At 58.1% G+C, this 10,151-nt stretch carries 7 protein-coding genes; 4 read left to right on the top strand and 3 right to left on the bottom strand.

Annotation, left to right across the window (positions count from 1 at the left end; genetic code table 11):
• Positions 1–166: 166 nt before the first annotated feature.
• Positions 167–2,617, bottom strand: a complete 2,451-nt coding sequence (locus tag FBY04_RS00695) for a glycogen/starch/alpha-glucan phosphorylase (protein ID WP_145314241.1) — start codon at positions 2,615–2,617, stop codon at positions 167–169.
• A 259-nt stretch (positions 2,618–2,876) separates the two neighbouring features.
• Between FBY04_RS00695 and FBY04_RS00690 the strand changes: the two genes are divergently transcribed.
• Positions 2,877–3,317 carry a YkgJ family cysteine cluster protein gene (locus FBY04_RS00690; protein WP_027922155.1) on the top strand — a complete coding sequence of 147 codons (441 nt, stop codon included), beginning with the start codon at positions 2,877–2,879 and terminating at the stop codon, positions 3,315–3,317.
• Between the two features lie 221 nt (positions 3,318–3,538).
• Here the strand turns inward: FBY04_RS00690 and typA are convergent, their stop codons facing one another.
• Both typA and thiI read right to left on the bottom strand, forming a co-directional pair.
• Positions 3,539–5,359 carry a translational GTPase TypA gene (gene typA / locus FBY04_RS00685; RefSeq protein WP_084322509.1) on the bottom strand — a complete coding sequence of 607 codons (1,821 nt, stop codon included), beginning with the start codon at positions 5,357–5,359 and terminating at the stop codon, positions 3,539–3,541.
• Positions 5,360–5,498: 139 nt separating this feature from the next.
• On the bottom strand, positions 5,499–6,953 hold the full coding sequence (gene thiI, locus FBY04_RS00680) for a tRNA uracil 4-sulfurtransferase ThiI (RefSeq protein ID WP_145314239.1): 1,455 nt from the start codon (positions 6,951–6,953) through the stop codon (positions 5,499–5,501).
• 330 nt (positions 6,954–7,283) lie between these two features.
• Here thiI and glnA point away from each other — a divergent pair, with 330 nt between their 5' ends.
• From glnA to FBY04_RS00660, 3 genes are all read left to right on the top strand, one after another.
• The gene (glnA, locus tag FBY04_RS00670) at positions 7,284–8,690 is read left to right on the top strand and encodes a glutamate--ammonia ligase (RefSeq protein WP_017336068.1); all 1,407 of its coding nucleotides are present in this window, start codon (positions 7,284–7,286) and stop codon (positions 8,688–8,690) included.
• 279 nt (positions 8,691–8,969) lie between these two features.
• On the top strand, positions 8,970–9,482 hold the full coding sequence (locus tag FBY04_RS00665; protein WP_145314236.1) for a DUF4124 domain-containing protein: 513 nt from the start codon (positions 8,970–8,972) through the stop codon (positions 9,480–9,482).
• On the top strand, positions 9,479–10,099 hold the full coding sequence (locus FBY04_RS00660) for a DUF4124 domain-containing protein (protein ID WP_145314234.1): 621 nt from the start codon (positions 9,479–9,481) through the stop codon (positions 10,097–10,099). Before FBY04_RS00665 ends, FBY04_RS00660 begins: the two co-directional genes overlap by 4 nt.
• Positions 10,100–10,151 lie beyond the last annotated feature (52 nt).

Genomic DNA, 10,151 nt, shown 5'->3' with positions numbered 1-10,151 from the left:
GTCTAGTGACCAGACACCCGGAATCCAGTGTGAGCGCAGATTGAATCTGCACCACAAATCCAATGTGGGATCGCCGCACCGCCGCTCCCACAAGGACCAAGTTGATGCTTAGTATATCGGCCAGGCCCAACAACCGTCGGACCTTGCTCGCAATTATTGCTAAAAGTTACTCCAATGCTTTCCAGATATCCGTGGCGTACTCGCGAATGGTCCGGTCGGAGGAGAACCAGCCCATCCGGGACGTGTTCAACACCGCCGAACGCCACCACTCGTTCGAATCGTGCCAATGGGCTTCCACGCGCATCTGCGCATCCCAGTAGGAATCGAAGTCGGCGCAGACCAGGAAGCGGTCGTAGTCGACCAGCGAATCGATCAAGCCGGTATAGCGGGACGGGTCATCCGGCGAGAACACCCCGCCGCGAATCGCTTGCAGCACGTCATTGAGCCGGTGAGACGCGGCAATGTCCGGCGTCGCATTGAACTCATGATTCTGTTTGCGCGCTTCAACCTGCTGCGCACTGAGGCCGAAGATGAACATGTGCTCGGCGCCAATGCGTTCGCACATTTCCACGTTGGCGCCATCCAGGGTGCCGATGGTCAGCGCGCCGTTGAGGCCGAATTTCATGTTACTGGTGCCCGAGGCTTCAAAACCTGCGGTGGAAATCTGCTCCGACAAGTCCGCTGCCGGAATGATGCTCTCCGCCAGGCTGACGTTGTAGTTGGGCAAGAACACCACTTTGAGCAAACCACGCACAGTCGGGTCGTTGTTCACTACCCGGGCAATGTCGTTGGTGAGCTTGATGATCAGCTTGGCCTGGTGATAACTGGCGGCGGCCTTGCCGGCGAAGATTTTCACCCGCGGTACCCAGTCGATTTCCGGCTCGGCACGGATCGCCTGATACAGCGCGACGGTGTGCAGCAGGTTGAGCAACTGACGTTTGTATTCGTGGATCCGTTTGACCTGAACGTCGAACATCGCCGCCGGGTTGACCGCGACCCCAAGCCGTTCATGAATGATGTACGCCAGGGCTTTCTTGCTGTGCAGGCGCTGCTCGGCGAAGGCCTTGCGGAACGCGGCTTTTTCAGCGAACGGTTCCAGATCAAGCAAACGCTGTTCCGGGTTATCCAGCAGATCAGGGCCAAGGGCGTCGACCAGCATCGAGGTCAACTCCGAGTTGGCCTGATACAACCAGCGGCGGAAGGTAATGCCGTTGGTCTTGTTGTTGATTCGCTCCGGGTAGATCTTGTGCAGTTCCGAGAACACGGTTTTGCGCATCAGCTGCGTATGCAGCCCGGACACGCCGTTGACGCTGTGGGAGCCGAGAAACGCGAGGTTGCCCATGCGCACACGGCGTCCGTTGTCCTCTTCGATCAGCGATACCGCACGCAGTACGTCGAAATCGTGAACGCCTTTGGCCCGCAGCGAGTCGATGTGCTGGGCGTTGATCAGGTAAATGATCTGCATGTGCCGCGGCAGCATCCGCTCCATCAAACCGACCGGCCAGGTTTCCAGCGCTTCCGGCAACAGCGTGTGGTTGGTGTACGAGAGCGTGTCGACGGTGACTTGCCACGCGGCGTCCCACGCCACGTCGTAGACATCGACCAGTTGACGCATCAGCTCGGCCACGGCAATGGACGGGTGAGTGTCGTTGAGCTGGATCGCCGCGTGATCGCCCAGGGTCAGTACCGAGGTGTGCATGTTGCGGTGGCGGCGCAGCAAATCCTGGAGAGACGCCGCGACAAAGAAGTATTCCTGGCGCAGGCGCAGTTCCTGGCCGGCTTCGGTACTGTCCGCCGGGTAGAGCACACGGGAAATGCTTTCCGCCCGGGCCACTTCCGCGACCGCGCCCAAGTGGTCGCCGGCGTTGAAACGCTCAAGGTGCAAATCTTCCACTGCACGGGCACGCCACAAGCGCAGCGTGTTGACACTCGCGCCGCGCCAGCCGACCACCGGGGTGTCATACGCAATGGCGCGCACGGTTTCCGCCGGGGACCAGACTTGCCTGGACTTGCCGTTTTCGTCGGTAACGGTTTCGACACTGCCGCCGAAGCCGATCGGGTAAACGACTTCTGGCCGTTCGAACTCCCATGGGTTACCGAAATCCAACCAGTGCTCGGTCTGCTCCTGCTGCCAGCCATCGACAATCGCCTGACGGAACAAGCCGTGCTCATAGCGAATGCCGTAGCCGTGGCCGGCGATGCCGAGCGTCGACATGCTTTCCATGAAGCACGCCGCCAGACGACCGAGGCCGCCGTTACCCAGGGCCGCATCGGGCTCCAGCAGGCGAATGCGCTCAATGTCGACGCCAAGCTCGGTCATCGCTTCGCGGGCAACGTCGAGCAGGCCGAGGTTGCTCAGGCTGTCGTAGAGCAGCCGGCCGATGAGAAATTCCAGGGAGAGGTAATAAACCCGCTTCTGACCTTTGCGGTAGATCTGCCGGGTGTGATCCATCCAGTGCTCGACCATGTGATCGCGCGCGGCCAGCGCAATGGCTTCGAACCAGTCGTGGTCAAAGGCGTGATCCGGGTCTTTACCCACCGCATAGGTGAGCTTGGTCAAGACGGCGTCGCGAAATGCGGCCACCTCTGCTTCGCGAACAAGTGGTTCTTGAGTCATCGATAGGACCTCGAGCGAGCGTGAAGTAGTTGAGCCTAGACGGTCAGACAGACGGTGTGGGCTCTGGTTCGGCAGTTTTTCCTGATAGTGCGAGATAGGCCGGCATTACATTGTCGTGTGCCCGAATCAATGCAGGGGCCGTGCCGGTTTAACGATGTTTATTGGACGACAAAGAAAAAATCTGGCGAAAGGTTGTTCAAAAATCCACCAGTCCCGGTATGATCGCGCGCCCTGATACACACGCTGGTAACAACCGATGATGAAGCCCAACCTGATCGCCGCCGCAGAGATCGATCGTCTCGATACCTGGGCCAAATATTCTGCGCCGATGTGCGGCTCGTGTGTATCCAGCTGCTGCACCCTGCCGGTCGAGGTCAAGATCAAGGATCTGATCCGCATCGGCATCGTCGACGAGTTCGAGCGCGGCGAACCGGCGAAGAACATCGCCAAGCGGCTGCAGAAGGAAGGGATCGTCGAGCGCTACAGCCAGAAAACCGAGATCTTCACCCTCCAACGCATGAGCAACAACGATTGCCTGTACCTGGATCGTAAGAGCCGTCTGTGCACTATTTATGAAAAGCGCCCGGATACCTGCCGCAATCACCCGAAAATCGGGCCACGGCCGGGGTACTGCGCTTACAAGCCGAAGGAAGTGGCGCGCGAGACCAGCAGCTCTCGTCGCACGCTTGAGAAGTTCTGATCTTCGTCAGGTTCTGACGCGACTGGACGTCCGTCTTCGCGAGCAAGCCCGCTCCCACATTTGATCCGAGTCTTGCACTAATTCTGCATTCGCTGGAGATCAAATGTGGGAGCGGGCTTGCTCGCGAAGGGGCCGGCACAAACACCGCACAAACCCCAGACAAACAAAAACGCCCCCGACCTTGCGGTCGGGGGCGTTTTTTTGTCAGCTAACTAAATGACTCAGTTACCGGACTTCTTGGCAGCGCGGGTACGCTCGCTTTCGCCCAGGATCTTCTTGCGAAGACGGATGGACTTAGGAGTCACTTCGCACAGTTCGTCTTCTTGCACGAACTCAAGCGCTTGTTCCAGGGTGAAACGGATAGGCGGAACCAGAGCGATGGTTTCGTCTTTACCCGAAGCACGCATGTTGTCGAGCTTCTTGCCTTTGGTTGGGTTGACGCCCAGGTCGTTGTCGCGGCTGTTGATGCCGACGATTTGACCTTCGTACACGTCTTCACCGTGACCCAGGAACAGTTTGCCGCGAGCTTGCAGGGTTTCCAGCGAGTAAGTCAGAGCCTTACCGGTAGCAACCGAAACCAGCACGCCATTCTGACGGCCGGACATGTCGCCGGACTTCATCACGTCGTAACGGTCGAAGATCGAGGTCAGGATGCCTGCACCGGAGGTCAGGGTCAGGAACTCGTTACGGAAACCGATCAGGCCACGGGCCGGGATGTTGTACTCAAGGCGCACACGGCCCTTGCCATCCGGAACCATGTTGGTCAGGTCGCCCTTACGGATACCGATCTGTTCCATGATCGAACCTTGCGATTCTTCCGGCAGGTCGATGGTCACGTTTTCGTACGGTTCGTGCTTCACGCCGTCAACCATACGGATGATCACTTCCGGACGACCAACACCCATTTCGAAGCCTTCGCGACGCATGGTTTCGATCAGTACCGAGAGGTGCAGCTCACCACGGCCGGAGACTTTGAACTTGTCAGCCGAGTCGCCTTCTTCAACGCGCAGAGCAACGTTGTACAGCAGCTCTTTGTCCAGACGTTCCTTGATGTTACGGCTGGTCACGAACTTGCCTTCTTTACCGCAGAAAGGCGAGTCGTTTACCTGGAAGGTCATGGAAACGGTTGGTTCGTCAACGGTCAGCGGCTTCATCGCTTCGACGTTCAGTGGGTCGCACAGAGTGTCGGAGATGAACAGCTGGTCGAAGCCGCTGATGCAGACGATGTCGCCGGCAGCTGCTTCTTCAACGTCGATACGGTGCAGACCGTGGTGACCCATCAGCTTCAGGATACGACCGTTACGCTTCTTGCCGTCGGCGTCGATAGCGACAACCGGAGTGTTCGGCTTGATGCGACCACGAGCGATACGGCCAACGCCGATAACACCCAGGAAGCTGTTGTAGTCCAGAGCGGAGATCTGCATCTGGAACGGACCGTCACGGTCGACTTTCGGCGCAGGTACGTTGTCGACGATCGACTGGTACAGCGGGGTCATGTCTTCCGCCATGGCGGTGTGTTCCAGACCGGCAATACCGTTCAGGGCCGAAGCGTAGACGACTTTGAAGTCCAGCTGTTCTTCGGTGGCACCCAGGTTGTCGAACAGGTCGAAGATCTGGTCCAGAACCCAGTCCGGACGCGCGCCTGGACGGTCAACCTTGTTGATGACCACGATCGGACGCAGGCCGGCTTCGAAAGCCTTCTTGGTCACGAAACGGGTTTGCGGCATAGGGCCGTCTTGAGCGTCAACCAGCAGCAGAACGGAGTCAACCATCGACATTACGCGTTCAACTTCGCCGCCGAAGTCGGCGTGGCCCGGGGTGTCCACGATGTTGATGTGGTAGCCGTTCCAGTTGATGGCGGTGTTTTTCGCCAGAATGGTAATACCGCGCTCTTTCTCCTGGTCGTTGGAGTCCATCACGCGCTCGTCGTTGAGCTCGTTGCGCTCCAGGGTGCCGGATTGACGCAAGAGTTTGTCTACCAGGGTGGTTTTACCATGGTCAACGTGAGCAATGATGGCGATGTTGCGTAGATTTTCGATCACTTGTGTATCTCGATCAGAGGATTCGGTGTGCTGACAAGTCTTGGCAGCGATTAACAGTAGAGTCAGGCCTTGCCGTTACAGCTTGACGGCAGAGTCGGGGGGCCGATGACGCAGGCCACAGGCAAACAGCCCCGGGCTCTTAGCTCGGTCGATAAACGCGCACATTGGCATGCCCCTCACTGAGCAAATGGTGGGCATGCAGGCGACTCATCACGCCTTTGTCGCAATACAGCAGGTACTGGCGAGTAGGGTCCAGTTCCTTGAAACGAGCGTTCAATGCATAAAACGGCATCGTCTGTACCTCAATGCCTGCGAGTTCCAGCGGATCGTCTTCAGCGGCATCCGGGTGACGGATGTCGATGATGATCTGGCCCGCCAGTGCTTCGCTGACTTCTTCGATCTGCAAGTCCTGGCCCAATTCGTCGATCACGCGATCGATCGGCACCAGTTTGGCGTTCTCGAGCGCACGCTCAAGGACCGCCATGTCGAATTCTTTCTCTTCATGCTCCACGCGCGGCCGCTTGGCGTGGGTCTTGGGGTTCACCGAGATGACCCCGCAATACTCCGGCATGTGCTTGGCGAAGTCGGCAGTGCCGATTTCGTTGGCCAGGTCGATGATGTCCTGCTTGTGACTGGCGATCAGCGGACGCAAGACCAGCTTGTCGGTCACGCAGTCGATCACGGACAGGTTCGGCAGCGTCTGGCTGGAAACCTGGGAAATCGCTTCACCGGTAACCAGCGCTTCGATGTCCAGCCGATCGGCAATACGGGAAGCAGCGCGCAACATCATACGCTTCAAAACTACACCCATATGACTGTTATCGACTTTCCCGAGAATTTCTCCCAGTACTTCCTCGAACGGCACACTGACAAATAACACGCGTTGGGAGCTGCCGTACTTCTTCCAGATGAAGTGCGCGACTTCCATGACGCCCAGTTCATGGGCCCGCCCGCCCAGATTGAAGAAGCAGAAATGGCTCATCAGGCCGCGGCGCATGATCTGGTAAGCGGCAACAGTGGAATCGAAGCCGCCGGACATCAGTACAAGCGTCTGCTCCAGTGCACCCAGCGGATAACCGCCGATGCTGTTGTGCTGGCTGTGGATCACAAACAACCGTTTGTCGCGAATTTCGATACGGACTTCGATTTCCGGCTCTTTAAGCGAGATTCCGGCGGCACCGCACTGGCGACGCAGTTGGCTGCCGACGTATTTCTCGACATCCATCGAACTGAATTCATGCTTGCCGGCACGCTTGCAGCGCACCGAAAAAATCTTCCCGGCCAGCGAGTCACCGAAGTGCAGCTTGCACTTGGCGACGATGTCATCGAAGTCGCCCAACGGGTATTCGTCGACCTGCAGGAAATGCGCGATGCCCGGCATGCAGCTCAGGCGGTCGGTCATGTCCTTCAGTACTTTGGGCTCAGTCACGCGGGTTTCAAGCTCGAGATTGTCCCACACACCGTTCACCACCACGGCCGGGTCCAGGTCACGGAGCACGGTGCGGATGTTTTTGGCCAACTGGCGGATGAAACGCATCCGTACCGGGCGGCTCTTGATGGTGATCTCGGGGAAGACTTTTACGATTAGTTTCATGAAAACAGCGCGCGCTGGGCCAGCCGAAAAAGGGGGGCGCGGATTATAGCGGAAATTGCTCAAGGTTTAACCAGTTAATGTGCAGAAGGTTTTCAACGCACCAAAACGGGTCATTTACTGGCTTCAACGCAACATTGTAGGGCGACATTTTGCCCCGCAATGCGATTTGTGCCTTTATAAGCGTGATATTGGGGCAAAAAACCCATGGTGGGGCACTGGCATGCAATTTGCTCCCTTGTGAGGCAGGTTGCCTTGGCAGAGTATTCGCGCCGGCATCACCCACATTCTAAGGGCATCCACTACTAAGCCCGAAGCCACCCGGAGGACACTATGTCGAAGTCGGTTCAACTCATCAAAGATCATGACGTCAAGTGGATTGATCTGCGCTTCACGGACACCAAAGGCACTCAGCACCACGTGACCATGCCGGCTCGCGACGCGCTGGATGAAGCTTTCTTCGAAGAAGGCAAAATGTTCGACGGTTCCTCCATCGCTGGCTGGAAAGGCATCGAAGCCTCCGACATGATCCTGATGCCGGACGACAGCACCGCTGTCCTCGACCCGTTCACCGAAGAGCCGACCCTGATCCTGGTTTGCGACGTGATCGAGCCTTCGACCATGCAAGGCTACGACCGCGATCCACGTGCGATCGCCAAGCGCGCCGAGGAATACCTGAAGTCGACCGGTATCGGTGACACCGTATTCGTTGGTCCGGAACCAGAATTCTTCATCTTCGACGAAGTGAAGTTCAAGTCCGACATCTCTGGCTCCATGTTCAAAATCTTCTCCGAACAAGGTTCGTGGATGTCCGACCAGGACGTGGAAGGCGGCAACCGTGGCCACCGTCCAGGCGTCAAAGGCGGCTACTTCCCTGTTCCGCCGTTCGACCACGACCACGAAATCCGTACCTCCATGTGCAACGCCATGGAAGAAATGGGCCTGGTCATCGAAGTTCACCACCACGAAGTGGCGACTGCCGGTCAGAACGAAATCGGCGTGAAGTTCAACACCCTGGTAGCCAAGGCTGACGAAGTTCAGACCCTGAAGTACTGCGTGCACAACGTGGCTGATGCCTACGGCCGCACCGCCACCTTCATGCCTAAGCCTCTGTACGGCGACAACGGCTCGGGTATGCACGTTCACCTGTCCATCGCCAAAGATGGCAAGAACACCTTCGCTGGCGAAGGCTATGCCGGCCTGTCCGACACCGCTCTGTACTTCATCGGCGGCATCATCAAGCACGGTAAGGCCCTGAACGGCTTCACCAACCCGTCGACCAACTCCTACAAGCGTCTGGTCCCAGGCTTCGAAGCTCCGGTAATGCTGGCCTACTCGGCTCGCAACCGTTCCGCTTCGATCCGTATTCCTTACGTGTCCAGCCCTCGCGCTCGCCGTATCGAAGCCCGCTTCCCGGATCCGGCAGCCAACCCATACCTGGGCTTCGCTGCACTGTTGATGGCTGGCCTGGACGGCATCCAGAACAAGATCCACCCTGGCGACGCAGCTGACAAAAACCTGTACGACCTGCCGCCTGAAGAGGCGAAAGAGATCCCACAAGTTTGCGGCAGCCTGAAAGAAGCCCTGGAAGAGCTGGACAAAGGTCGCGCGTTCCTGACCAAAGGCGGCGTGTTCTCCGATGACTTCATCGACGCTTACATCGCCCTGAAAAGCGAAGAAGAAATCAAGGTCCGCACCTTCGTACACCCACTGGAATACGAGCTGTACTACAGCTGCTGATCCGGTAGCGCTGCAGCACGCGGCGTGACAAAAAAGAGGCCTCCTTCGGGAGGCCTTTTTTATGCCCGCAATTCAGCGGGTGAACATTCCCCCTTGTAGGAGCCGGCTTGCTGGCGATGGCATCCACAAGATCGCTATCGCCAGCAAGCCGGCGCCTACAAGGGGGGTTATGCGGTGTTTGGGGGATTTCGGTAAATCATGCCCAAATGTTTACAACTTGGGCCAACCGTCGCCACTGACCTATGCTGCAATCCAACGTTTTCGTTTCTGGTCGATTTTATGGGTCGTGGTTTTCTATTGATGCTGTTGTTGACTGCCCTGCCCGCCGCCGCAGCGCAGATCTATAAGTACACCGACGCCGCCGGTAACACCGCCTACAGCAATCAACCGCCCGACGGCGTGAAGGCGCAGCCGGTCGAGTTACCGCCACTCAATAGCGTCGAGCGCCAGGCGTCTCCTGCCGCACCTGCCGAAGCCACCAGCAGCGAACAGTCGCGCAGCGCCTACGAGGTGCTGGAGTTGACCAACTTACCCACCACCGAAGCGCTGCGCGCCAACAACGGCACCTTCACCGTCAACGTGCTGATCAAACCCCGCCTGCAAGGTCCGCATTTGTTCAGGTTGTTGCTGGACGATCAGCCTTACGGCCAGCCGAGCAACGTGCCGATCCTGCAACTGGTCAACATTGACCGCGGCACTCACAGCCTCGCCGTACAGGTGATCGAAGGGGAAGATGTCGTCCAGCAGAGCCCGATCGTGACTTTCACCGTTCAGCGGGTGCACAAGCCGTGAGGTTGTGGCTGTTGATCGCCTGCCTGATCGCGCTGCCCGTATCGGCCGAAGTCTTCACCTACATCGACGCCCAGGGCAATCGGGTCTTCACTGACCAACCCGGCTCTCGCAACGCCAAACGCGTGCCGATGACGCCGAGCAACCGCATGTCCGCCAATCCGACCGGCGCAGCGCCAGTGATCGCCGAGAAAAAAACCGAAACCAGCCCCCCGTTCCGCTACGACCTGCTTAGAGTTCTGGTGCCCGAACCCGACGCCACGATTCGTAGCAGCGCTGGCGAGTTGATCGTCAGCGTCACCAGCGAACCCCGCCTGCAACCGGGTCATCGCTACCGTTTGTTGCTGGACGGGCAGCCCACCGCCGAACCCGGTCCGAGCCCGGTATTTGCCTTGGGCAACATCGACCGCGGCAGCCATAAACTGTCGGTAGAAATTCTCGATGAGCACGGCCACACCGTCGAGCGTACGGCCAATCAACCTTTCCACATGCTGCGCATCTCCCTCGCGCAGAAACGTCAGGTCAACCCCTGCACGTTGACCGACTACGGCCAACGACCGGAATGTCCGCTCAAGGACAAACCCGAAGAAGAAAAAAATCCCTTCCTGCGCTTCTTTTAGCGCCGTTCAGCTTTGCGCACTATATTGGTGCAATAGGTTGCACCGTACCCAT

The organism is Pseudomonas sp. SJZ080 (assembly GCF_007828295.1).
GTDB lineage: Bacteria > Pseudomonadota > Gammaproteobacteria > Pseudomonadales > Pseudomonadaceae > Aquipseudomonas > Aquipseudomonas migulae_A.
Note: the sequence above shows the minus strand (reverse complement) of the source record. Positions and strands in the feature narration are given on the sequence as shown.

What these genes read in the sequence shown, in the direction of transcription:
- FBY04_RS00695 (WP_145314241.1), bottom strand. Translation starts at nt 2,617, where the DNA reads ATGACTCAAGAACCACTTGTTCGCGAAGCAGAGGTGGCCGCATTTCGC.
- FBY04_RS00690 (WP_027922155.1), top strand. Translation starts at nt 2,877, where the DNA reads ATGAAGCCCAACCTGATCGCCGCCGCAGAGATCGATCGTCTCGATACC.
- thiI (WP_145314239.1), bottom strand. Translation starts at nt 6,953, where the DNA reads ATGAAACTAATCGTAAAAGTCTTCCCCGAGATCACCATCAAGAGCCGC.
- glnA (WP_017336068.1), top strand. Translation starts at nt 7,284, where the DNA reads ATGTCGAAGTCGGTTCAACTCATCAAAGATCATGACGTCAAGTGGATT.
- FBY04_RS00665 (WP_145314236.1), top strand. Translation starts at nt 8,970, where the DNA reads ATGGGTCGTGGTTTTCTATTGATGCTGTTGTTGACTGCCCTGCCCGCC.